Raw genomic sequence first — 22,227 nt, 5'->3', positions numbered from 1 at the left:
GGGGTGGGGTGCCGGGGGGGGGGGGGGGTGGGCACCCCCCCCGCGGGCGGGTTTTTTTGGGGGGGGGGGGGGGGCGGGCGCCCCCCCCCCCCCCCCCGGGGGGGGGGGGGGGGGCCCGGCGGCCCCCCCGCCTCCCGTCCGTCGTCCGGTGCGGTCAGCGCCGCCGGGTCGCGTCCTCGACGGTGCCCACCAGTTCCTCGAGGATGTCCTCGAGGAACAGCACGCCGATCGTGCGCCCCTCGGCGTCGAACGCCCGCGCCACGTGACGGCCTGCCGCACGCATGGTCGCGAGGGCGTCCTCGAGGTCCATGTCCGTGTACAGGGAGATGAGCTGCCGGATCCGCTTCGGGGGCACCGGCACGTCGAACTCGTCCGGACGCAGGTCGATGACGTCCTTGACGTGCACGTAGCCCGTCGGGTCGCCGTCGTCGCCGACGAGCACGTACCGCGAGAAGCCACGCTGGGCGACCGCGCGCTCGACGTCCTCGGGCGTGGCGTCCTCGGGGAGGGTGACCAGGTCGGACATCGGCACCGCGACGTCCTTGACCTTCTTCTCCGTGAACTCGAACGCCATCGCGAGCTTGCCGTCGTCCGTCAGGGTGCCCTCGCGGCGGGACTGCTCGACGATCGTCTGGACCTCCTCCACGGTGAACGCGCTGACGGCCTCGTCCTTCGGCTCGACCTTGAACAGACGGAGCACGGCGTTCGCGGTCTCGTTCAGGCCGACGATCACCCAGTGCAGGGCGTGGCCGATGTACCAGAGCGTCGGGACGAGCAGCAGTGCGGCCCGGTCGGGCATCGAGAACGAGATGTTCTTCGGCACCATCTCGCCGAACACGACGTGCAGGAAGGACACGAGCAGCAGCGTGAAGACGAACGCCACGGTGCCGATCACCTCGACGCTCCAGCCGGTCAGTCCGAGCGGGACCTCGAGCAGGTGGTGGATGGCCGGCTCGGACACGTTGAGGATGAGGAGCGAGCAGACCGTGATGCCGAGCTGCGTGGTGGCGAGCATGCGCGTGGCGTGCTCCATCGCGGCGAGCGTCGTCTGGGCGGCCTTCGACCCGGCCTCGGCGCGCGGCTCGATCTGCGAGCGGCGAGCGGAGATCACGGCGAACTCGGCGGCGACGAAGTACGCGTTGCCGAGCAGCAGGACGACGAGCCAGAAGATGCCCCACCAGTCGGAGCCGCTCGACGCGGACTCACCGGCGGCGAGGACGACCATGCCGTCGTGGACGGACGCGGCGCTCATCGGGAGCCCTCCTTCGTGGCGGGGATGATGATCCCGGTGGCCGGGCGCTGCGCGGTCGCGGTGCTGCCGGTGGTCGGGACGGGATCGGGGTGCGTCGGGGTCCAGCGGACGCGGTCGACACGGCGACCGTCCAACCGCTCGACGCGGAAGACGCCGTCGTCGAGCGCGACCTCGTCACCGACGGCGGGCAGGCGTCCGAGGGAGGACATGATGAACCCGCCCACGGTCTCGTACGGACCGTCCTCGGGGACCGTCACGCCGGCGCGGTCCTCGAGCTCGTCGGGACGCAGGAGTCCGGGGAAGGTCAACCAGTTCCGGGAGCGCACCACGTCGATGCGTGCGCGGTCGTGCTCGTCGGACACCTCGCCGACGATCTCCTCGACGAGGTCCTCGAGCGTGACGACACCGGCGGTGCCGCCGTACTCGTCGACGACGATCACCATCTGGTAGCCGCGGCTCCGGACCTCGGCGAGCAGGGTGTCGCCGGGCATGGTCTCCGGGACGCGCTCGGCCTCGGTCATCAGGGCGCCGACCGGCACCTCGGGGCGCTTCTCGCGCGGGACCGCGACGGCCTGCTTCACGTGCACGATGCCGACGACGTCGTCCGCGTCCTCCTCGATCACGGGGAAGCGGCTGAAGCCGGTGCGGCGCGCGAGCGCGATGACGTCGTCCGCCGACTCCGAGACCCGGATGGTCGACAGCCGCGGGCGGGGGGTCATCACGTCGCTCGCGTCGAGCTCGGAGAACGCGATGGTGCGCTGGAGCAGCGTCGCGGTGTCCTGCTCGAGCGAGCCCTCCGACGCCGAGCGTCGGAGGAGCGAGCTGAGCTCCTCGGCGCTGCGGGCACCGGACAGTTCCTCCTGGGGCTCGATGCCCATCGACCGGAGGACGGCGTTCGCGGTGCCGTTGAGCAGGGCGACCGCGGGCTTGAACACGGTGGTGAAGGCGACCTGCAGCGGCACGACGAGCCGCGCGGTCTGGAGCGGCAGCGCGAGCGCGAAGTTCTTCGGCACGAGCTCGCCGAGGATCATCGACAGCAGCGTCGCGATGACGAGCGCCACGATCGAGCCGACGGTCTCGACGAGAGCCTCGGGCAGCTGCATCGCGAGGAACGGCGCCTCGAGCAGCGTCGCGATCGACGGTTCGAGCAGGTAGCCGGTCAGCAGGGTCGTCAGCGTGATGCCGAGCTGCGCGCTCGACAGGTGCGTCGACGTGACCTTCAGCGCTGCGATCACCGGCGCCAGGCCGGACTCGCCGCGGTCGCGCCGGGCCTCGACCTCGGCGCGGTCGAGGTTCACGAGCGCGAACTCCGAGGCGACGAAGACACCGGTACCGAGGGTCAGCAGGATGCCGCCGACCAGCATGACGATGTCGAGGGGACTCATTCTCCACCTCCCGACGCACGGGAAGCGGGGCTGCTCACCGAGTGAGCGCCGGATGAGTGGGAAGGCGAAGCAGGATTCGGAGGATCGTCCACAGTGAGAGTCATGGTAGCGGGTGAGCAGCGTCGGAGCCGAGAGGACGTACAGGAAGTGCGCCGCGCCTCCCGGCCCGCACGCCGCGCGCCCCCGGCCGGTGACGGTGACCGGTCGGGAGGCGCGCGGTGCGCTGGGTGCGCCGGCCTAGGCCGTGACGCGCGCGCGGTGGTACTGCTGCGGCTCGTAGTCGATCGCCACGCCGAGCTCGGCGGCGGCGCGCAGGGCGAAGGAAGGGTCGCGGAGGAACTCGCGGCCGACCATGACGACGTCGGCCTGGCCGGTGGCGACGACCTGCTCGGCCTGGAAGGCGGTGGAGATCATGCCGACGGCGATGGTGCCGATGCCGGCCTCGCGCTTGACCGTCTCCGCGAAGGGCACCTGGTAGCCGGGCCCGACCGGGATCGGGGCCTTCGCGACGTTGCCGCCGGTGGAGACGTCGGCCAGGTCGGCGCCGTGCTCGGCAGCCCAGCGGGCGACCTGCACGGTGTCCTCCACCGTGAGTCCGCCGTCGACCCAGTCGGTGGCCGAGAAGCGGACGACCACGGGGAAGCCCTCGCCGACCTCGGCGCGGACGGCGTCGATCGTCTCGAGCAGGGCGCGGGCGCGGTTCTCGAGCGAGCCGCCGTAGGCGTCCGTGCGGTGGTTGCTCAGCGGCGAGAGGAACTGGTGGAGGAGGTACCCGTGCGCCGCGTGCAGCTCGACCAGGTCGAAGCCGGCCTCGACCGCTCGCCGGGCGGCCGCGGCGAACGCGAGCGCCACGACGCGGATGTCCTCGGTCTCGAGCTCGCGCGGCACCGCGTAGCCGTCGAAGGCCACGGCCGACGGAGCGACCGTCGCCCAGCCGCCCTCGCCCTCCGGCACGCTGCCCGAGGTCTCGGACCAGGGGCGGTGGGTCGATGCCTTGCGCCCGGCGTGTGCGAGCTGGATGCCGGCGGCGGCGCCCTGCGCGTGCAGGAACTCGACGATCGGCCGGAAGGCGTCGCGCTGCTCGTCGTTCCACAGGCCGACGTCCTGCGGGCTGATCCGACCCTCGGGCACGACACCGGCGGCCTCGACGACGACGGCGCCCGCGCCGCCCTTGGCGAACCCGCCGAGGTGCACGAGGTGCCACGGGGTCGGGACGCCGTCCTGCTGCTCGACCGAGTACTGGCACATCGGGGAGACCCAGAGCCGGTTGCGGACGGTCAGGTCGCGGATGGTGATCGGTTCGAACAGGGCGTGCGTCACGCGGGTGCTCCTTCGTCGGTCCGTGCCGCCAGGTCCTGCAGGAAGGCCCGCAGTCCGGCCGGCGACGTGAAGTGGTGGCCGACCGCCCCGATCGCGTCTGCACCGGCGGCGTTCTCGGCCCTGTTGTCGACGAACACCATCTGCTCGGGCGTGATTCCCAGGCGCTCGCACGTCGTGCGGTAGACGGACGCGTCCGGCTTGAGGACGTGCTCCTCGGCACTGACCACGACCGTCTCGAACACCGACCCCATCGGGGACCAGCGGTACGGGTCGCCGAAGTCGCGCCCGGCGTTGGACAGCAGGGCGAGCCGGGTGCCGGCGGCGTGCAGCTCCTCGACGATCGCCAGCGCCTCGGGGTCCACCTCGAACCAGCCGGTGAAGTCGACCGCCCAGAAGCGGTGGATCTCGGTGAGGCTCCACCGCCGGCCGGTCCGCGCCGCGATCGCGCGCCAGTACTCGAGCACCGTGAGGTCGCCCCGGTCGAGGTCGTGTCGCAGCTCCTGGTACACCGGCAGCAGCTCGTCCGCGGGCACGCCGGTCATCGCGACGAGGGCGTCCCACGTGCCGTGCGGTGTCCGGCTGATCACCTCGCCGTAGTCGAAGACCACCACGCGACCGGGCAGGAACAGGCTCATGCGCTCCACCGTAACGTGGCGGTCGTGAACGACTTCGCCCCCTTCGCCCCGACCGACGCCGCTGCCTGGACCACCGCTCCGCACGGCGAGTCGACCAAGTACCGCCGGGGTGTGCTCGGTGTCGCGACCGGCTCCGACCGGTACCCGGGTGCGGCGGTGATGGGCGTCGACGCAGCGGTGCACACCGGCGTCGGGATGGTCCGTTACGTCGGACCGGACCGTGCCACCGACCACGTGCTCGCCCGCCGTCCGGAGGTCGTCTCGGGTGTCGGTCGCGTACAGGCGTGGCTCGTCGGCTCCGGGATCTCCGCGGACGCGCTCGACGAGCTCGACCCGTCCACCGCCGACGCGTTCCGACACGCCTCGGACGACGGCGTGCCGGTGGTCGTCGACGCCGGGGCGATCCCGCTGGTCGACCTCGGACCGCTGGCGGTGCTGACGCCGCACGCCGGGGAGCTGGCCCCGGTGCTCGAGACCTCACGCGAGGCCGTCGAGCGTGACCCGGCGACGGCCGCGGTGCGTGCGGCGGAACGGACCGGCAGCGTCGTCCTCCTCAAGGGCTCGGACACGCACGTGGCGACACCGGACGGGTCGGTCCGGCTCGTGGCGTCGTCGGCCACGCCGTGGCTCGCGGCGGCCGGCGCGGGGGACGTGCTCGGCGGGGTGCTCGGGGCGCTCGTCGCCGCACGGCAGGGCGCTGCGGAGGCGTCCGGTGCGTCGCTGTCCCCGTCGGACCTCGCGCACCTGGCCGCGACCGCCGCGGTCGTGCACGGGATCGCCGCCCGTCGGGCGTCCCGGGGTGGTCCGTTCACGATGACGGCACTGATCGAGCAGCTGAGCGGCGTGGTCCGGGACCTGGTCGTCGACGGCGACGCGCGGGGGTAGCGCGCGCGGCCGGGCAGGCGCGGGCGCGGGCGCGGGGCTGGGCGGGCCGGCGTGCGACATCGCGCTCGTCGATCGACGCGTGCGGTGTCGCAGGATGCGTTCGCATCCGATGCGGGCGCACGGTCCGACGTGACGCGTGTCGATCGACGCGTGCGGTCTCGGCGACGTGACCCGATGACGGACGGGAGGCGCGGGGCGGGCTGGCGCCGTGCCTCCCGGCCGGTGGTGGGGCGCGTCGGGACCTGGGGTCGCGTGACCGGGCGGGGTCGCGTCCGACCGGCGCGTCAGGACGCGGGCGTGGCGTGCACGAGGAACTCGACGGCGCCCGCGTCGTCGACCTTCACGAAGCCGAGGTCGGGGGCCTGCACGCCGAAGTCCGAGAAGGTGATCGGGACCGTGCCGGACACCGCGACACCGTCGCCGTCGAGCCCGATCTGCAGGTCGGCGCGGACCGGCTTCGTCACGCCGTGCAGCGTGAGCTCCCCGTCGGCCCGGACCTCGGTCGTGCCCGAGCCGCTCGGGACGGCGTCGGTGATCGGTCCGGTGAGCGTGAAGGTCGCCTGCGGGAAGGCCGAGACGTCGAGGGCGGAGTCGCGGAAGTACGAGTCGCGCTGCGCGGAGTCCGTGGCGATGTCGGCGACCTGCACCGTGACGGTCGCCTCGGTGATCGTCGTGCCGTCGACCCGCGCCGAACCGGTGACGCTGTCCGTGCGCCCGGTCACGGTGACGTCGGAGCCGTTGAGGACCTCGTGCACGCGGTACCCGGCCTCGGAGTCGCCGCCCACGGTCCAGTCGCCGGACAGGTCGGCCGTGTCGAGCGTCGACGGGGCGCGGCTCGCGGCGACCGAGGGCGCCGCCGACGCCTTCGCGTTCTCGCTCGACGTGTACACGTTCGTGCCGACGGCGACGCCGACGACGGCGAGCACCGCGACGAGCAGGACGATCCCCGCCCAGACGAGGGGCTTGCGGCTGGTGGGGCGCTGGCGCGGGTCGGTGCTCACCCGGGAACGGTGACACGTCCTCCTCAGGAGAGCCTGTGGAGCGGTTCGCTACGCTCGCACGGTGCAGCAGCGGTTCCGGTGGGTCGAGGGCGTCTCGCTCGCCGTGGTCGTCGTCCTGGTGCACGCTGTGCTCTGGTGGCTCGCCACGACCGCGCCGAACCTGCCGCTGGGTGACGTCACCATCACCTACCGACGGTGGATCGAGGTCGGGCGGATCGACCACTCGTGGGTCGGGGTCGACTCCGACTGGGTGTACCCGGTCTTCGCGCTCGTGCCGATGGCTGCTGCGGCCCTCGGCGGCACCGCGGCGATCGCGACCGGCTGGCTCGCGCTCATGGTGCTGCTCGACGCCGTCGCCTGTGCCTTCCTCTGGCGGTTCCGTGCGTTCGGCGTGCGGGTCGTCTGGTGGTGGCTCGTGTTCCTGCTCGCGCTCGGACCCATCGCACTCGGCCGGATCGACACCGTGGCCACCGCGATCGCCCTCGTCGGCGTCGCCTTCGTCGTGACCCGTCCTTTGGTCGCGTCGGCGCTCTTCACCGCAGCGGCCTGGACGAAGGTGTGGCCGGCTGCGTTGGTGGGCGTGCTGGTGCTGCTGCGTCGGGGACACCGGAGCGCCGTCGTGACCGGGGCACTCGTCGTGACCGGGCTGATCGTGCTCGTCGACGTGCTCTACGGCGGAGCGCCGTACCTGCTGTCCTTCGTGACCGAGCAGAGCGACCGGGCGCTGCAGATCGAGGCGCCGCTCGCGACACCCTTCATGTGGGCGGCAGCGCTCGGGGTCCCCGGAGCGGCCGTCTACTACGACCGCGAGATCCTGACGTTCGAGGTGTCCGGAGCGGGCACCCACGCAGCGGCCGCGCTGTCGACGCCGCTGATGGCCGTGCTCGTCATCGGCGGCGTGGTCCTCGCGCTGCTCGCGGTCCGGCGGGGTGCCCGTCGCACCGAGGTGGCACCGGTCCTCGCGCTGCTGTTCGTCGCGGTGCTGATCGCGGTGAACAAGGTCGGGTCGCCGCAGTACGTCGGGTGGTACGCCGTGCCCGTCGTCTGGGGGCTCGTCGCCGGGTACCCGAGCGCGCGGCGCTTCCTGCCGGTCGCGATCGGGGTGCTGCCCCTGGCGCTGCTGACGCAGGTGATCTACCCGGGGTTCTACGACGAGCTCCTCGCGGTGCACACCTGGATGGTGTTCGTGCTCACCGTGCGGAACGTCCTCGAGGTCGCCGTGCTGGTGTGGGCGGTGGTCGTGCTGGTGCGGCTCGCGCGGCGCTCGCCGGAGCGTTCGTCGGTGCGGGTGTCCGAGCCGCCGGTGCGCGGGGGAGTGGACCGGGGCAGGATGGACGCATGATCGTCGCGTTCTCCGTTGCTCCGTCCGGTGGTCCCTCGGCATCGTCGGACGGGTCCGTGCACGACGCGGTCGCCGCAGCGGTGCGCGTCGTCCGCGAGTCCGGTCTGCCGAACCGCACCTCGTCGATGTTCACCGAGGTCGAGGGGGAGTGGGACGAGGTCATGGACGTCGTCAAGCGCGCCACCGAGGCCGTCGGTGCGTACGGCACCCGGGTGTCCCTCGTGCTCAAGGCCGACGTCCGCCCCGGGCACACGGGGGAGATCGACGGCAAGCTCGAGCGGCTCGAGGCGGCGCTCGGCGACTGAGCCGGCTTTTGGACGCCAGCATCGTCTCAGCTTGACAGCCTTCAGCGGTCGGCCACCACATGAACCGACATTGGTACGCCCAACGAACGAAAAGCTCTCGACGTCCGGGCCAATGAGAGGCGCGAGAAGAGCGGGATCACGTCGAGATTTGCCGCTTCGTCCGCGGGGTGGCCGCTGATGATCACAAATTCAACTCTGACTAGGCGGTTTTCCAGGGCGGTGGGAATCAGACGTCGAAGTCGCTCAGCGGCGCGACGCCGCCGGAGCCGCTCGGTCCTGGTCAGTACGTTTGAACGAGTGAACGAGGCTCTCGGTCCCACATCCGGAAGACCTCTGTCAGGGAGCTTGCTCTGCTTCCCGATCACTTCAAGGAAGTTATCACGCGCTCGTGCGTCACGAAGGATCGCAGTGATCGCATTCTGGCCTTGGTAGAAGAGGTGGCTCATTGCGGGTGCTTCCAGGCCTATCTTCACGCAGGTGAGAACGACTTCACCTTTGTCGACCCAGACGACATCGCTCGGCTCAATCTTACCGCCGAGTCCTCCTCCGATAGACGTTCGGTCCACGGCGATACCATTCAGCACTTCGGCTATCCGGAAGTTGTAGTCGACTTCGTGGTGGTCCTCGAGCTGCCGCGGCTCGTAGCGATCGCTTCGGCCTGCTCGGTCCTTGATCTCGTCTCTCACTTGGTCCAGATAGCGCCTTTCAACTCGGAACCATGAACCTTCGAACAAAACGAAACGTTTGTCGGCCACTGTCACCTCGGCGCTCAGGCACCGAATGAGAGGAATACGCGCGCTTGTCCCATCGTCCTTCTCGGCCAGAATGGAGGCATTCTGCAACTCAGCGGCGACGGACGATGAAGCTCCCGTTCGAGGCAGCGACCCAATCTTTTGCAGAAGGCCTAGCCATCGAGGACCCGGCGTCTCTTCGTCAACGAGTTCCCCGTCGTACTTCAGCGATATTTGAGATGCATCATCGAGGCCAGGGTAACTCAATTTGATGCCGCCTGGCTGCGCAAAGGATCCCGCCAATGCAAAGTCTGCTGCATTGACCAAGTCGTCATCGCTGATCGGTTCAATACCGCCGAGGGAGACGGCAGGGATGCCTCTGCTGCGCCAGGCGGCGTAAAGTTCGTGCGCCAACGACGCTAGGTCGTCCCGCCTGCTTTTCGTGTTGAAACGAATCGTTGCCGCACCTGTAACCTTCGTTGGCGCGCCCGGAAACCCTTCTCGAACAATCGTCGTGATGCTCTTCACGCCACGTTCCCGAACGTCCGGATCAAGGTGTTCGATGCTCGTCGGGGCGCCCAGCAGCGACCGCTGTCGCCGCAGCTCAGTCGGGTCAAAGGTGTCAACAGCGGACAGGCCGGCAGCCTCAGCGTGCTGAGCAGCAAGGAGCAAACCGAAGCGCGACTCGAGTACCGAAGGAGATAGAAGGCGAGCGGCGCTCCCGAAGACGAATATGACGAACTGCCGCTCTCGTTTTGCCGTTCCATGAGGCGAGACGCAGACGATCGCCACGGCCCCCTGCTGCCTCAAATGATGACGCTTGACCCGACTCAACTCGAGATAGGACTCCCACCATGGAGCTGTGTCGTGCCGATGATGAACGTGGACCGTCAATTCTGCTGATGCGATGGGAGACCGTCGATTCGGTGAGAATTCGCCCAGGGCCACCGCCTGCTCAAGACTCACTCCCGGCTTCGTTAGGACAGCTGTGAGTGGATGACTTCGCACATGACTCACTGCCTCTAGCCTCCACACGCTCGCTTTCGAGCACTCTAGCCGGATGAGCGGTCCAGGACGCGTCAAAGGAACGCAAGGGAACGATTCGTCGGAGGGATCGTCGCCATGGCGAGATTCCGACCCGGTCGGCGGGCGCGGCTGATGTCAACTGGGCTCAAGGGTCTGGGGTGGCGATCCCCCGGAGATCCGGACGTCGTCAGAAGTACATGCGGTCGGTGTTGCTGTCGCGCTCGGCCTGACGGAGCGCCTCGGCGATCTCGGGGTCACTGCCGTCGTACTGCCGCGAGCGTGCGCCGAGGTCCGTCAGGTGGTGCAACCACAGCCACAGCCCCACCGCGACGAGCAGGACGACACCGGTCACGATCCACCACCCCATGCCCCGATGCTACGCCAGCTGGGAGGTGCAGGACACGCCGATCGCCTCCCCGCGGTGTCGGTGGTCGGGTGTCTCATGGTCTTCATCGAGCCGCACCGGTGGCTCGGGACGACCCGGACGACGACGAGGAGCGCGTGATGATGCACGACGGCTGGTGCCCCGACTGCGACCTGCAGACGGTCGTCATCGACGGTGACGAGCAGAGCGGCGACGCCTGGGCGAGCTGCACCGAGTGCGGGTCCGGGTGGGTGCACCGCGACGAGCTGCCCGAGCTGGCATCGGCCGGGGCGCGCGAGGAGCGCCGCGCGGCCTGAGGTCCGTCGAGCAGCGACGGCGCCTGTCGCGCTGGCTCCTCCGGCGGGAGCCGGTCTTGCTCCGCGGTGGCGTGTCCGGCTGACGTCGAATCGATTCGGCCCGTCGTCTTCCGTCGGCTGTTTGGAGCGGTCTACACTGCTGGGACCGGGTCGCTGCACGTGCGCTCGGACCGTTCGGCGCCGAACACGGACCGACCCCGTCGCCGTCTGACCGCCGTACCGCCGTCGTGCGCGTGCCGGCGGGAACGAGACCGTGTGCATGCCGTGCGGCGTGGCGATCCGGTCGATGTCCCGGCGAGCGAGCCGGGATCCGGCTCCGTCCTCCCGCCCCCGTTCCCCCCCCCCCCGATCCAGACAGGTCGCATGACGCTCACCACGCCGACGCAGCGCGCGTTCGCCCTCATCGCCCTCGCCCTCGGTGGCTTCGCCATCGGGTCGACCGAGTTCGTCGCGATGGGCCTGCTGCCGAACATCGCCGAAGCCCTGCTCCCCGCGCAGTACGCGGCCGACCCCGCCGCCGGGGTCGCGCACGCCGGCTGGCTCGTCAGCGCCTACGCGCTGGGGGTCGTGGTGGGTGCGCCGACGATCGCGGCGATCTCCGCCACGTTCCCGCGCAAGGGCCTGATCCTCGTGCTCCTCGTCGGCTTCGTGGTCGCCACGGTCGCGAGTGCGGTCCTGCCGAACTTCGGGCTCGTGCTCGTCGCACGCTTCGTCGCCGGTCTGCCGCACGGTGCGTACTTCGGCATCGCGTCGATCGTCGCGGGCGAGATCATGGGGCCGGGCAAGCGCGGCAAGGGCATCGCGATGGTGATGCTCGGCCTGTCGATCGCCAACGTCGTCGGCGTGCCCGCCATCACCTGGATCGGGCAGAACGCCGGCTGGCGCATCGCGTACGGCGTCGTCTCGCTGCTCTTCGCCCTCACGTTCCTCGCCGTCGCGGCCTTCGTCCCGCGGAGCGCCGCCGACGAGCACGCGACCGTCGGACGGGAGCTCCGGGCCTTCCGGTCGCCGCAGCTCTGGATCGTGATGGGGCTCGGTGCGGTGGGCTTCGGCGGGTTCTTCGCCGTCTACTCGTACATCTCGCCGCTCGTGCAGAACGTCACCGGACTGCCCGAGTCCGCGGTGCCGCTCGTGCTCGTCGTGGTCGGCCTCGGCATGGTCGTCGGCGGGGTCCTCGGTGGGCACCTGGCGGACCACAGCGTCAAGCGGACGATCTACGTCGGGATGCTCGCGCTGATCGGCGCCCTGCTCGTGACCGTCTTCACCGCCCAGTGGGTCTGGGGGGTGTTCCTCGGCGCGTTCCTGCTCGGAGCGACCTCGTCGGCGATCCCGCCGGCGGTGCAGTCTCGCCTGATGGACGTCGCCGGCGACGCGCGGACCATCGCGGCCGCGCTGAACCACTCGGCGTTCAACATCGGCAACTCGCTCGGCGCGGCGCTCGGTGGCGCGGTCATCGCAGCCGGGTTCGGGTTCCTGGCCCCTGCGTGGCTCGGTATCGTCCTCGCGCTGCTCGGTCTGCTCGTGACGATGGTCAGCTACGGCGTCGAACGGCGGACGGACCGCCGCTCCGCCCTGCGGTCGTCGTCGCCGTCGACCGGGCCGATCACCGCGCCGGTGCCGACGGTCTGACCGGAGCCGACGCACCCACACGACGGACGGGAGGCCCGTGGCGGTGTCGCCACGGGCCTCCCGTCCGTCGTGTGGAGCGACTACAGCCCGACCGGGCTGCCGTCCTGCACGATGATGCCGTCGGTGATCGCGCGCTTCCGCAGCGCGACCTTCGTGCCGACGTCGAAGCCCGCGACGCGGTACTTCTCGCGGATGCGCTTGAGGTAGCTCTTCGCGGTCTCCTCGGAGATGCCGAGCTGGTAGGCGACGCTCTTGACGGGCTCGCCACCGCCGTACAGCGCCATCACGCGGCGCTCCTGCGCGCTGAGCTTCGGCACGCCGCCGACGTCGCCGCTGTTGATCGCCAGGTCGAGCTCGGCGGAGACGTACTGCTCGCCGCGCTGCGCGGCACGGATCGCCTCGACGATCATGTCGGCGTCCTCGCTCTTCACGAGGTAGCCGAGGGCGCCGGAGCCGAGGGCCTCGCGGACGACGTTCGGCTCCGAGTACGTGCTCATCACGACGGTCTTCACGCCGGCGGTCTTGAGCGTCGAGATCTTCAGCGAGACCGGGATCGAGTCCTTGAGGTCGAGGTCGAGCAGCACCACGTCGACCGGGAACGCCGGGCTCGTCAGGAGCTCCGGCCAGGTCGTGACGGCGGCGACGAGCGTGATGTCGTCGGCGGCGCTGCGGATCCACTCCGTGAGCGCGCCGAGCAGCATCCGGTGGTCGTCGACCAGTGCGAGTCGGATCGGTTGCTCTGGAGTCGCCATCAGGCGTCCTTTCTCGAAGGCGGTGCACGCCGATCCTAGGTGTCGGGACCGTCCGGGCTGGGGATGTCGGCCGGGTGTCCGGCAGTTCGCGCCCGTCTACATCGACGGGTGTCGGTCGACGACGCAGTGCGAGACGACGCGGAGCACGCCGTCGCGGAACGACTCGGTGTACGGGCCGATGCGCTGCAGGGCGCTCCACGCGGTCGGACCGAGGCGTCGACGCGGGGTCCCGCGTGACTCGAACACGATCGGGACGTCCATGCGCTCGTCGGACACCGGGTGCCCGTCGGAGCCGATCGGACCGAGCGTGACCGAGACGACGGGGGCACCCGGCTGTGCGGGGCGACCGTCGCCGACCATCTGCCACAGCGCCTGCAGCAGGCCGTCCCGCTGGGCGGGCCCGAGGTGCCCGGCGAGGGACTGCGGGTCGGCCACGCTGACGGCGCGCCCGAGGTGGTCGGACTCCGTGATCGCGTGGTACAGCCACGTCTCGCGGCGTCCCTCGATGAGGTGCAGGCGCAGCTCCGTCGCCAGCGACGCGGCGACGGAGGCCGAGGCGTCCGAGAGCGGCAGCGGGTCCGAGCCGTTCGCGACGGCGTCGAGGAGCTTCTCGGCGGCCAGGTCGAGCCGGGCGAGCTCGTCCGACGCGAGCATCCCGACGGCGAACTGCGGCGCCTGGACGTTGCTCTGCACGAGCACCCGGTCCAGCTCGCGCTGCACGAGCTGGCGGAAGCGGTGCACCACGAACAGTGCGATCGACGGCGGGACCACCACGAGCGCCAGCAGCGAGACGATGCCCGGCAGGGTCGCCGGGGTGATCGGCGTCGACACGGCCGCCATCACGGCGAACCCGAGACCGAGCACCGCGATGGCGGCGGCGACCTCGCGCGCGGGCCGGAGCGTCGCCACCGGGAGCAGGGCGAAGCCGGCGGCGACCGAGGCGCTGGCGGTGTGCGCGATGTCGTGCTCGGGGAGGATCCCGACGAAGTCGAGTGTCACGACGCACGCCAGGACGGCGCAGATCAGCGCGAACGCGGTGCCGGTGAGCCGCTCGCCGTAGGTCATCAGGCTGAGGCCGACGCCGATCGCCGCGACCAGGTACAGCGCCCAGGCGCCGGCGGGCAGCCACGGGTTCGCGTAGTCCGGCAGCCGGACCAGGAAGAAGACGATGCCGGCGACGGCCTCGATCGCGGTGAGGACCGCGGCGCCGAGGCCGAGGTAGCCGGCTCCGAGCGACGCACCGGGCTTGGCGGCCTGCCGGAGCGAACGGGCACCGGTCGAGGTCGAGGGGAGCCCGCGGGCCTGCCGTCGCTCGCTGCCCCGGTAGCGCTCGCGCGCTTCGCGTCGGGTCCGTGGTGCCGGCTGCACGGTCTCGCCCGGGAGCCCACGGTTGATGGTGTCCTCGGGGACGCGGGTCATCGGGGAGCCTCCAGGACGACGGTGGTGCCCGATCCCGGGGCGGAGAAGAGCTTGGCGTCGCCACCGACCTCGCGGAGGCGGTTGACGACGCTCTCCTTGTAGCCGAGGCGCTCCGCGCTCACCGCGTCGAGGTCGAAGCCGACACCGGCGTCGGTCACCATCGCGCGGACGGTCTCCTGGTCGTGGACGATCGTGACGTGCGCCTCGCCGACGCCGGCGTGGCGCCGGACGTTCTCGAGGCACTCGCCGAGGGCCAGCAGGAACGCGTCGAGCACGTTCGACGGCAGCAGGACCTGACCGGTGCCGTGCCAGCTGACCTCGAGCCCCATCCGGCCGAAGCGCTGCTTGACGGACTCGAGGGTCTGGCCGAGCGGCGACTCCTCGACGCGGGTGAGCGAGTAGTCGCCGGACTGCTGGGGCTGCGGGGTCGCGCCGAGCCGCAGATGACGGAGGAGCCTGGCGTCCTCGGCGGCCTGCTCGCGCATCGCCTGCTCGGACACGCCGACCCCGGAGTGGGCCAGGAGGGTGAGGGTCGCGAGCACGGTGTCGTGCAGCAGTCGGGCGCCCTGGCGTCGCTGCGCCTCGGTCTCGCTCGCCTGCCGTTCCGCACGGTGCGCCGTGCCGATGCTCTGGATGCGCCGGGCGACGCGGGGGATGCTGCGCGCGATCCACACCGAGACCACGGCGACGAGCACCCAGCCGAGCACCACACCGGCGGTCGGGCCGGAGAGCGGGCCGCCCGAGGCCCAGACGACGGCGCCGACGGCCGCGACACCGGCGACGATCGTCATCGCGAGCCCGACCGGCGCGCCACGCTGCGCCATCAGCGGGGCGGACAACGACCCGGCCGCCAGCGGCACGACGGCGCTGGCGACGACGGACCGCACGTCGGGGTCGGCACCGAGCAACAGGAGCGCGAGGGCACCGAGGCCCGAGGCGAGTGCGAGGGCGGTCCACCACACCGACCCGTTCGTGCCGAAGACGAGCAGCGCCGCGATGAGCACCGCGATGCAGGCGAGTGCGCCGAGCAGGGGGACCAGGGGGACCGCGAGCGAGCTGACGATGCCGACGACGGAGACCAGGGCGCAGGTGATGCCGACGACACGGGTCGTCGACCGCAGCAAGCGGTCGCGTTCCTGTGCGATGAAGTCCATCGGTGTCCTGGTGGTGACGTCGGTTCGGTCGGGTCCGGTGGTTCGCCGGACCTCGCGGGCGGGGTACCCGTCGCCATCATTCCACGCGGCCCACCCGTTGTGGGGTGTTCGGCACGCGGACGTGGACAGATCGGTCCGCGGGTGCGCCGGGCGCGCCGCGCCCGTGCCGCGCCCGTACCGGGCCGTTCAGTCGAGCAGCCGTCGCAGGTGCGCCCCGACCGCCTCGTGCTCGATGAGGAAGCCGTCGTGTCCGAACTCGCTGTCGAGCACCGCGGCTCGGTCCCCGTCCAGCGTCTCGGGGATCCCCGCCGCGATCCGGTGCTGGTCCTCGAGCGGGAACAGGCGGTCGCTCGACACCCCGACGACCAGCGTCCTGGCGGTCACCGCCGCGAGCGCCGCCGTCACCCCGCCGCGCCCGGCCCCGACGTCGTGCGAGTCCATCGCGTGCGTGAGCGCGACGTACGACGAGGCGTCGAACCGCCGGGTGAACCGGTTGCCGTGGAAGTCGAGGTAGCTCTCGACCGAGAACCGACCGTCGTCGCCGAGCGGGGAGACGTCGCTCTGCCACGACCGCGCGAACCGCCCGTTCAGCTCGTCCGGCGCGCGGTAGGTCATCAGCGCCATCCGCCGCGCGAGCGACAGCCCGCGGTGCGGTCCCTCGCCGGCCGCCGCCTCGTAGTAGTCACCGCCGGCGTACGCGGGGTCGGTCTGGATCGCGGCACGTTGCAGCGAGTTCGCGGCGATCTGGTCCGCCGTGGTCTGGGCGGTCGACGCCAGGACCGCGAGTCGGGCGACCCGGGAGGGGTGCGCCACCGCGAGCTCGAGCGCGTGCATGCCGCCCATCGAGCCGCCGACGACGACGGCGAAGACGTCGATGCCGAGCGCGTCGGCGAGCTGCACCTGGACCGCGACCTGGTCGCGCACGGTCACGAACGGGAAGCGCGACCCCCACTCGACGCCGTCCGGCGCCACCGAGGACGGGCCGGTCGTTCCCTGGCACCCGCCCAGCATGTTCGGGGCGACGACGAACCACCGGTCGGTGTCGATCGCCAGGCCCGGTCCGACGACGTCGCCCCACCAGCCCGCCGTGCGGTGCCCGGGTCCGGCCGGACCGGTGACGTGCGAGTCGCCGGTCATGGCGTGCAGGAGCAGCACCGCGTTGCTGCGCGCGGCGTCCAGCTCGCCCCACGTCTCGTAGGCCACCCGCACCGACGGGATCCGTCCGCCGCGCACCCACTGCTCGCCGAGCGCGGCGAACCGCCGGGAGCCGGGGTGGTCGCCCGGGCGCCAGGCGCCGGTCACGGGCGGCTTGCCGAGCGTCCCGAGCTCGGTCCCGGGCACGAGGGTGGACGGGACCGAGTCCTCGGGGATCGTCTGCCAGTCCATCGTGTCCAGTCTGCCGGGAGGCACGCCCCACCTCCGCCGTGTTACGTCACGCCCGGCGCGTCACCGGCGCGTGCTCCGCGAGCGGGACGGGCCGGGCCGGGGCGCTACGCCCGCTGGCCCTCCTGCGAGACGGCCCGCGCCGCCGCGAGCCCCGCCTCGAGGTCAGCACGGAGGTCCTCGACGTTCTCGATGCCGACCGAGAGCCGCACCAGGCCCGGGGTGACCCCGGTGGTCAGCTGCTGCTCGGGCGTGAGCTGCGAGTGCGTCGTCGACGCCGGGTGGATGACGAGGGAGCGCACGTCGCCGATGTTCGCCAGGTGCGAGAACAGCCGCAGCTCGTCGACGAACGCCTTGCCGGCCGGCACCCCGCCCTTGAGCTCGAACGACAGCACGGCACCGACACCGCGCGGCGCGTACCGGTTCGCCGCCGCGTACCAGGGCGACGTCGGCAGCCCGGCGTACGACACGGAGGCCACCTCCGGGTGCCGGTCGAGCCACTCCGCGATCTCCTGGGCGTTCGCCACGTGCCGCTCCATGCGCAGCGACAGCGTCTCGATGCCCTGGAGCAGCGCGAACGCCGTGTCCGCCGAGTTCGACGCGCCGAGGTCGCGGAGCAGCTGCACCCGGGCCTTCACGACGTAGGCGAGCTCGTTGCCGACCGCCTGCGCGAACACCGCGCCGTGGTACGAGGGGTCGGGGGAGTTGAACTCCGGGAAGCGGTCGGCGTGCTCCGACCAGGCGAACCGTCCGCCGTCGACGATCACGCCGCCGATGACGGTGCCGTGGCCGCCGAGGAACTTCGTCGCCGAGTGCACCACGATGTCGGCACCGTGCTCGAACGGCCGGATGAGGAACGGCGTCGCGATCGTGTTGTCGACGATGAGCGGCAGGCCGGACTCGTGCGCGACGCTGCTGACGCCCGCGATGTCGAGCACGTTGATCCGCGGGTTGCCGATCGTCTCGGCGAAGAAGAGCTTCGTGTTGGGGCGGACGGCGCGACGCCACTCCTCGAGGTCGTCCTGGTCCTCGACGAACGTCGTCTCGATGCCGAGCTTCGCGAGCGTGTACTTGAACAGGTTGTACGTGCCGCCGTAGATCGAGGACGACGAGACGATGTGGTCACCGGCCCCCGCGATGTTCAGCACGGCGTACGTCTCGGCCGCCTGACCGCTCGACACCAGCAGCGCGCCCGTGCCGCCCTCGAGCGCGGCGATGCGCTGCTCGACGACGTCGTTCGTCGGGTTCATGATCCGCGAGTAGATGTTGCCCGGCTGCGCCAGCGCGAACAGGTCGCGGGCGTGGTCCGAGTTCTCGAACACGTACGACGTCGTCCTGTAGATCGGCGTGGCCCGTGCGCCGGTGGTCGGGTCCGGCTGCGCGCCGGCGTGGACCTGCGTCGTCTCGAACCGCCAGGCGGCTGCGTCGTTCGTGCTCATCGGGGCTCCTGTCGGGTTCGGTCCGTCATCGCGTCGCCGCGGACGGCCGGGAGGCCCGGGGCGTCGTCGCGACGTCCGTCACGCTACGCAGGTGGCGGGGCGGGCACCAGCGGGGCCGCCTCGCGACGTAACGCGCGTGCGCGGCGCGCGTCCGTGGAGTCGACGCGACCAGCCGAGGGACGGCAGCGGTGCGGTGCGGTGCGCCGTGCCTCCCGGCCGGACGCGTCGGTCCTGGACTGGCAGGATCGGACGGGACGAGAGGGGGGCGTCGTGCGCGCTCAGGACGTGGCGGACAAGAAGTTCCAGCCGACGGTGTTCCGGAACGGGTACTCGCAGGACGACGTGGACGACCTGCTCGACCGGGTGCAGGCGACGTTCGCCGCCGCCGAGCAGGGAGGCCGTCCGGCGACGGGACGGCTGGCCGGCGCACGGACGGTGACCCCGGAGGACGTCGCGTCGTCGCGCTTCCGTCGGACCCGGATGAAGTCCGGGTACGACTGCGACGAGGTCGACGACTTCCTCGTCGAGGTCGTGGTCGCGCTCCGGGCACTCGCCCGCTGAGCGGTCAGCGCTCGACGGGCTCCCGGCGGAACAGCCAGTCGACGTTCGGCTCGAGCAGCCAGCGCATGCCGCGCCGCACGAACGGTTGCGCGAGGAACAGGCTCACCGCGCACGCCACGGCGACCATGAGCAGCACGTACGGCCACGCCGAGTGCTCCCCGGCCAGGACGCCGGACTCGCGGATCGGGTAGAGCACGAACGTGTGCAGCAGGTAGACGTACATGGTCGCGGCGCCGAACCGGGTGAGCCAGACCGTCCTGCGGGGCACGAGCAGCAGGAACGACGCCGTCAGCACGGTGGCGAGCAGCACCAGGCCGAGGCGGACACCGCCGGCCCACCAGGCGTCCTCGCCGAGCCCGGAGTACGAGTCGTCGTAGAAGAACCAGTGGTGCAGGTCGAAGCCCTTGAACTGCGGGATGAACAGCACGCACGCGGCCGCCCACACCGCGAAGACGACGATCGCGGCCGCGCGGAGACGGACCACGACCCGGCGGGGGGCCTCGTACCAACGGTCGAACACCCCCCACTGCTTGACCTGCCACCCGAGCAGGAAGAACGGCAGCAGGCTGATCGCGCGTCCCAGGGAGAACGTCGAGTCGACGTTGTCGAGGTACCCGACGCCGACACTGAGCACCACGGCCCAGACGAGCGGCCACCGCAGGATCGCCAGGTAGGGCAGGATCAGCCGGAAGATCCCCAGCGCGAGCAGGAACCACAGCGTCCAGGTCGGCTTCGTCGGGTTGAACTCCTTGCCGCCCTCGACGATCGCCTGCACCACCGTCCAGATCGTCTGCATGACGATGTACGGCACCACGATGTCCGTGAAGGTCCGCCGCATCCGCTCTGCGGTCGGGGTCGCGGCCGACGAGAAGTACCCGCTGATGACGCCGAACGCGGGCATGTGGAACGCGTAGATGAAGGTGTAGAGCGCGAGGGCGTGCTCGCTGCCGGCCGTCTGCCGCTGGATCGCGTGACCGATCACGACGAGCGTGACGGCGACGAACCGAGCCGTGTCCCACATCGGGATGCGTCGCGGCGACCGGCCCGGCTCGAGCGGCGTCGCCGGAGCCGAGGGCGCGGGGGGAGCGGCGTCCGTCGTCATGGCCGGTCACGTTACCGGATCGTGACCTCGACGGGTCGGTACGGTGGTGCCGACACCCACTGGAGGAAGCCATGGCAGCACGTCCCGACACCGGTCGACCCGACACCACCGAGCGGCTCGCCGTCGTCACGGGGGCGAGCTCCGGCATCGGTGCCGCCACCGTCCGGCTGTTCCGCGAGCGCGGCTGGCAGGTGCTCGCCGTCGCCCGTCGTCAGGACCGGCTCGAGGCGCTCGCCGCGGAGACCGGGGCGTCGTTCCTGGTCGCGGACGTCACCGACGCCGACGCCGTCGCGGCGCTCGCCGCCCGGGTGGACGAGGCCGGCGGCGCGGACGTGCTCGTGAACAACGCCGGCGGAGCACTCGGGTCGGCGAGCGTCGAGGAGTCCGACGTGGAGGACTGGCGCGCCATGTTCGAGGTGAACGTCATCGGCACGAAGCGGGTCACCGCCGCCCTGCTGCCGCAGCTCCGCCGCCGTGCGGCCACGGCCGGGGTCGCGGACATCGTGACCGTGACGAGCACCGCGGGGCACGTGGCCTACGAGAACGGCGGCGGGTACAACGCCGCCAAGTTCGCCGAGCACGCCCTGGTCGGCGCCCTGCGGCTCGAGCTGAACGGCGAGCCGCTGCGCGTGGTCGAGATCGCGCCCGGGCTCGTCAAGACCGACGAGTTCGCCCTGACGCGCTTCCGGGGCGACCGCGAGAAGGCCGAGGCGGTGTACACCGACGTGCCGGGGCCGCTCGTCGCCGAGGACGTCGCCGAGGCCGTCGTGCACGCGGTCGAGCTGCCGGCGCACGTCAACCTCGACCTGGTGACGGTCCGACCGGTCGCGCAGTCGGCACAGCACAAGCTCGCCCGCGGGCCGCTGACGCCCCGGAGCTGACACCGGGCCCGTCCGGGCCCGTGCGCCGGTCCCGGCGCGCGCGGTGTCCGGGCGCGGGTCGCGGCGGGTGGCTCCCTGCCGGTACCGTGGGCGGATGCCGATCAGCAGCGAACCCGGGCAAGCCGCGCAGGCTCCCTCGACCGTGACCGTGACGAGCGGGCCCGAGGTGCTCGGTTGGCTGGAGTTCGGCGACGCGGCGCGGCTGCTCGCCAAGGACGTCCTGTCGTCCGGCTTCGAGCCCGAGGTCGTCGTGGCGGTCGCGCGCGGCGGGCTCATCATCGCCGGCGCCGTGGCGTACGCGCTCGGCACCAAGGAGTGCGGCTCGATCAACGTCGAGTTCTACACCGACGTCGAGCAGCGTCTCGACGAGCCGGTCATCCTCTCGCCCGCCCTCGACGCGCCGAGCCTGGCGGGCAAGCGCGTCCTCGTGGTCGACGACGTCTCCGACTCCGGCCGCACCCTGCGCCTGGTGGTCGACATCATCCGGAACGCCGGCGCCGACGTGCGGAGCGCCTGCCTCTACTCGAAGCCCGGCACCGTGCTCGAGCCCGACCACGTGTGGCGTCGTGTCGACGGGTGGATCACCTTCCCGTGGAGCGCCCTCGCCCCGGTGACGGCCGAGTCGTGAGCATCCACCTCGTCGGCGGGGGCCCCCTCGTCGCGGCCGACGTCGCCGCACCGTTCCTGGCCGAGGCCTCCGCGCGTTCCGCCGCCGTCGGCCGGAGCGTGCCCCGGATCGCCCTGCTCTCCGTGACCGGCCCGTCCGGTGCCGCCCCATCGTCCACCGCCGACATCGCCGAGGTCCTCGGTGGCGCCCGACAGGCCGAGGTCCTGGTGACCGAGGTCGCCGCGGGTGAGGTCTTCGCCACGACGGTCCTGAGCGACGTGGACGCGCTCGTGATCGGCGGCGGGGTCACCCCGGCGTACCTCGACGCGATCCAGCCCCTCGTCGACCAGATCCGGCTCCTCGTCTCCGACGGGCTGCCGTACCTCGGCTACTCCGCCGGCGCGATGGTCGCCGCGGACCGGGCGCTCGTGGGCGGGTGGCGCATCGGCGGCGTCGAGGTCTGCCCGCAGGGGTCGTCCGAGGGTCTCGACGAGGTCGAGCTCCGCGAGGGGCTCGGGCTGGTCGACCTGACGATCGACGTGCACGCCGTGCAGGCCGGCACGCTGGCCCGACTGATCGCGGCGGCCGAGGCGGAGTTCGTCACGGCCGGGCTCGCGATCGACGAGGACACCGCGCTGGTCGTCGGCGAGGGTGCGCTCGAGGTCCGCGGGACGGGCAGCGTCTGGCGTGTGGTCGCCGGCGACGAGTCCGTCTCCGTCGCCACCATGGGCGCCTGA

General features: G+C 71.7%; 21 protein-coding genes and 2 pseudogenes. 10 read left to right on the top strand and 13 right to left on the bottom strand.

Translation table 11 applies throughout. From position 1 onward, the window contains the following. Positions 1-154: 154 nt before the first annotated feature. The 4 genes from J2X59_RS08975 to J2X59_RS08960 form a co-directional block, all read right to left on the bottom strand. Positions 155-1,225 (bottom strand): hemolysin family protein, encoded by a 1,071-nt coding sequence (locus J2X59_RS08975; protein ID WP_066658342.1) that lies wholly within the window; start codon positions 1,223-1,225, stop codon positions 155-157. Between the two features lie 23 nt (positions 1,226-1,248). Beyond that, positions 1,249-2,637 (bottom strand): hemolysin family protein, encoded by a 1,389-nt coding sequence (locus J2X59_RS08970; protein ID WP_066654758.1) that lies wholly within the window; start codon positions 2,635-2,637, stop codon positions 1,249-1,251. 237 nt (positions 2,638-2,874) lie between these two features. Further along, on the bottom strand, positions 2,875-3,957 hold the full coding sequence (locus J2X59_RS08965) for an NADH:flavin oxidoreductase/NADH oxidase (protein WP_326496414.1): 1,083 nt from the start codon (positions 3,955-3,957) through the stop codon (positions 2,875-2,877). After that, positions 3,954-4,592, bottom strand: a complete 639-nt coding sequence (locus tag J2X59_RS08960) for an HAD family hydrolase (protein ID WP_326496413.1) — start codon at positions 4,590-4,592, stop codon at positions 3,954-3,956. Before J2X59_RS08960 ends, J2X59_RS08965 begins: the two co-directional genes overlap by 4 nt. A 24-nt stretch (positions 4,593-4,616) precedes the next feature. Here J2X59_RS08960 and J2X59_RS08955 point away from each other — a divergent pair, with 24 nt between their 5' ends. After that, the gene (locus tag J2X59_RS08955) at positions 4,617-5,477 is read left to right on the top strand and encodes an ADP-dependent NAD(P)H-hydrate dehydratase (RefSeq protein ID WP_326496412.1); all 861 of its coding nucleotides are present in this window, start codon (positions 4,617-4,619) and stop codon (positions 5,475-5,477) included. A 284-nt stretch (positions 5,478-5,761) separates the two neighbouring features. Here J2X59_RS08955 and J2X59_RS08950 read toward each other — a convergent pair whose 3' ends face one another. Continuing rightward, a complete protein-coding gene (locus tag J2X59_RS08950) occupies positions 5,762-6,478 on the bottom strand; it encodes a YceI family protein (protein ID WP_326496411.1) in 717 nt (238 codons plus the stop codon). 61 nt (positions 6,479-6,539) lie between these two features. Between J2X59_RS08950 and J2X59_RS08945 the strand changes: the two genes are divergently transcribed. Both J2X59_RS08945 and J2X59_RS08940 read left to right on the top strand, forming a co-directional pair. Beyond that, entirely contained in the window at positions 6,540-7,820 is a 1,281-nt protein-coding gene (locus J2X59_RS08945) for a hypothetical protein (protein ID WP_326496410.1), read from the top strand. Beyond that, positions 7,817-8,125: a thiamine-binding protein gene (locus J2X59_RS08940; RefSeq protein WP_066654734.1), complete on the top strand. Its 309-nt coding sequence runs from the start codon at positions 7,817-7,819 to the stop codon at positions 8,123-8,125. The genes J2X59_RS08945 and J2X59_RS08940 overlap by 4 nt, the downstream gene beginning before the upstream one ends. A 41-nt stretch (positions 8,126-8,166) precedes the next feature. On the opposite strand, the gene J2X59_RS08935 is transcribed toward J2X59_RS08940, so the two are convergent. Both J2X59_RS08935 and J2X59_RS08930 read right to left on the bottom strand, forming a co-directional pair. Beyond that, complete coding sequence (locus tag J2X59_RS08935) at positions 8,167-9,864, bottom strand: DUF6119 family protein (RefSeq protein WP_326496427.1); 1,698 nt, start codon at positions 9,862-9,864, stop codon at positions 8,167-8,169. Between the two features lie 205 nt (positions 9,865-10,069). Next, positions 10,070-10,249: a hypothetical protein gene (locus J2X59_RS08930; RefSeq protein ID WP_326496409.1), complete on the bottom strand. Its 180-nt coding sequence runs from the start codon at positions 10,247-10,249 to the stop codon at positions 10,070-10,072. A 98-nt stretch (positions 10,250-10,347) separates the two neighbouring features. Between J2X59_RS08930 and J2X59_RS08925 the strand changes: the two genes are divergently transcribed. Both J2X59_RS08925 and J2X59_RS08920 read left to right on the top strand, forming a co-directional pair. Further along, positions 10,348-10,563: a hypothetical protein gene (locus J2X59_RS08925; RefSeq protein ID WP_326496408.1), complete on the top strand. Its 216-nt coding sequence runs from the start codon at positions 10,348-10,350 to the stop codon at positions 10,561-10,563. Between the two features lie 363 nt (positions 10,564-10,926). Next, positions 10,927-12,192 (top strand): MFS transporter, encoded by a 1,266-nt coding sequence (locus J2X59_RS08920; RefSeq protein ID WP_326496407.1) that lies wholly within the window; start codon positions 10,927-10,929, stop codon positions 12,190-12,192. Positions 12,193-12,272: 80 nt separating this feature from the next. Here J2X59_RS08920 and J2X59_RS08915 read toward each other — a convergent pair whose 3' ends face one another. The 5 genes from J2X59_RS08915 to J2X59_RS08895 form a co-directional block, all read right to left on the bottom strand. Further along, a complete protein-coding gene (locus J2X59_RS08915; RefSeq protein WP_066654724.1) occupies positions 12,273-12,944 on the bottom strand; it encodes a response regulator transcription factor in 672 nt (223 codons plus the stop codon). 96 nt (positions 12,945-13,040) lie between these two features. Further along, positions 13,041-14,363, bottom strand: a complete 1,323-nt coding sequence (locus J2X59_RS08910; protein ID WP_066654722.1) for a hypothetical protein — start codon at positions 14,361-14,363, stop codon at positions 13,041-13,043. Then, entirely contained in the window at positions 14,360-15,517 is a 1,158-nt protein-coding gene (locus J2X59_RS08905; protein ID WP_066654721.1) for a sensor histidine kinase, read from the bottom strand. Before J2X59_RS08905 ends, J2X59_RS08910 begins: the two co-directional genes overlap by 4 nt. A 186-nt stretch (positions 15,518-15,703) precedes the next feature. Then, positions 15,704-16,903, bottom strand: coding sequence for a homoserine O-acetyltransferase MetX (gene metX, locus J2X59_RS08900; protein WP_326496406.1), 1,200 nt, complete (start codon positions 16,901-16,903; stop codon positions 15,704-15,706). Positions 16,904-17,007: 104 nt separating this feature from the next. Beyond that, positions 17,008-18,339 (bottom strand): bifunctional o-acetylhomoserine/o-acetylserine sulfhydrylase, encoded by a 1,332-nt coding sequence (locus tag J2X59_RS08895; protein WP_066654715.1) that lies wholly within the window; start codon positions 18,337-18,339, stop codon positions 17,008-17,010. Between J2X59_RS08895 and J2X59_RS08890 the strand changes: the two are divergent. Both J2X59_RS08890 and J2X59_RS08885 read left to right on the top strand, forming a co-directional pair. After that, a pseudogene (locus J2X59_RS08890) lies at positions 18,289-18,702 on the top strand (DivIVA domain-containing protein); the annotation flags it as partial. The gene J2X59_RS08895 and the pseudogene J2X59_RS08890 sit on opposite strands and share 51 nt — an antisense overlap. A 72-nt stretch (positions 18,703-18,774) precedes the next feature. Beyond that, a pseudogene (locus J2X59_RS08885) lies at positions 18,775-18,891 on the top strand (DivIVA domain-containing protein); the annotation flags it as partial. Between the two features lie 13 nt (positions 18,892-18,904). Here J2X59_RS08885 and J2X59_RS08880 read toward each other — a convergent pair. Then, on the bottom strand, positions 18,905-20,002 hold the full coding sequence (locus J2X59_RS08880) for an acyltransferase family protein (protein WP_326496405.1): 1,098 nt from the start codon (positions 20,000-20,002) through the stop codon (positions 18,905-18,907). A 71-nt stretch (positions 20,003-20,073) separates the two neighbouring features. On the opposite strand from J2X59_RS08880, the gene J2X59_RS08875 reads away from it, so the two are divergent. From J2X59_RS08875 to J2X59_RS08865, 3 genes are all read left to right on the top strand, one after another. Next, positions 20,074-20,883 (top strand): SDR family oxidoreductase, encoded by an 810-nt coding sequence (locus J2X59_RS08875; protein WP_209682304.1) that lies wholly within the window; start codon positions 20,074-20,076, stop codon positions 20,881-20,883. Between the two features lie 94 nt (positions 20,884-20,977). Continuing rightward, the gene (locus J2X59_RS08870; RefSeq protein ID WP_235426338.1) at positions 20,978-21,511 is read left to right on the top strand and encodes a phosphoribosyltransferase; all 534 of its coding nucleotides are present in this window, start codon (positions 20,978-20,980) and stop codon (positions 21,509-21,511) included. Continuing rightward, entirely contained in the window at positions 21,508-22,227 is a 720-nt protein-coding gene (locus J2X59_RS08865; RefSeq protein WP_326496404.1) for a Type 1 glutamine amidotransferase-like domain-containing protein, read from the top strand. The genes J2X59_RS08870 and J2X59_RS08865 overlap by 4 nt, the downstream gene beginning before the upstream one ends.

Origin of the sequence: Curtobacterium sp. 260, assembly GCF_030803485.1 — a bacterium.
GTDB lineage: Bacteria > Actinomycetota > Actinomycetes > Actinomycetales > Microbacteriaceae > Curtobacterium.
This window is presented reverse-complemented; position numbering and strand designations above follow the sequence as displayed.

Excerpts from the sequence above, each read along its gene's own strand:
- J2X59_RS08895 (WP_066654715.1), bottom strand. The coding sequence starts at position 18,339 with ATGAGCACGAACGACGCAGCCGCCTGGCGGTTCGAGACGACGCAGGTC.
- J2X59_RS08960 (WP_326496413.1), bottom strand. The coding sequence starts at position 4,592 with ATGAGCCTGTTCCTGCCCGGTCGCGTGGTGGTCTTCGACTACGGCGAG.
- metX (WP_326496406.1), bottom strand. The coding sequence starts at position 16,903 with ATGGACTGGCAGACGATCCCCGAGGACTCGGTCCCGTCCACCCTCGTG.
- J2X59_RS08930 (WP_326496409.1), bottom strand. The coding sequence starts at position 10,249 with ATGGGGTGGTGGATCGTGACCGGTGTCGTCCTGCTCGTCGCGGTGGGG.
- J2X59_RS08875 (WP_209682304.1), top strand. The coding sequence starts at position 20,074 with ATGGCAGCACGTCCCGACACCGGTCGACCCGACACCACCGAGCGGCTC.
- J2X59_RS08910 (WP_066654722.1), bottom strand. The coding sequence starts at position 14,363 with ATGACCCGCGTCCCCGAGGACACCATCAACCGTGGGCTCCCGGGCGAG.
- J2X59_RS08920 (WP_326496407.1), top strand. The coding sequence starts at position 10,927 with ATGACGCTCACCACGCCGACGCAGCGCGCGTTCGCCCTCATCGCCCTC.
- J2X59_RS08870 (WP_235426338.1), top strand. The coding sequence starts at position 20,978 with ATGCCGATCAGCAGCGAACCCGGGCAAGCCGCGCAGGCTCCCTCGACC.
- J2X59_RS08880 (WP_326496405.1), bottom strand. The coding sequence starts at position 20,002 with ATGACGACGGACGCCGCTCCCCCCGCGCCCTCGGCTCCGGCGACGCCG.
- J2X59_RS08905 (WP_066654721.1), bottom strand. The coding sequence starts at position 15,517 with ATGGACTTCATCGCACAGGAACGCGACCGCTTGCTGCGGTCGACGACC.
- J2X59_RS08975 (WP_066658342.1), bottom strand. The coding sequence starts at position 1,225 with ATGGTCGTCCTCGCCGCCGGTGAGTCCGCGTCGAGCGGCTCCGACTGG.
- J2X59_RS08940 (WP_066654734.1), top strand. The coding sequence starts at position 7,817 with ATGATCGTCGCGTTCTCCGTTGCTCCGTCCGGTGGTCCCTCGGCATCG.
- J2X59_RS08970 (WP_066654758.1), bottom strand. The coding sequence starts at position 2,637 with ATGAGTCCCCTCGACATCGTCATGCTGGTCGGCGGCATCCTGCTGACC.
- J2X59_RS08915 (WP_066654724.1), bottom strand. The coding sequence starts at position 12,944 with ATGGCGACTCCAGAGCAACCGATCCGACTCGCACTGGTCGACGACCAC.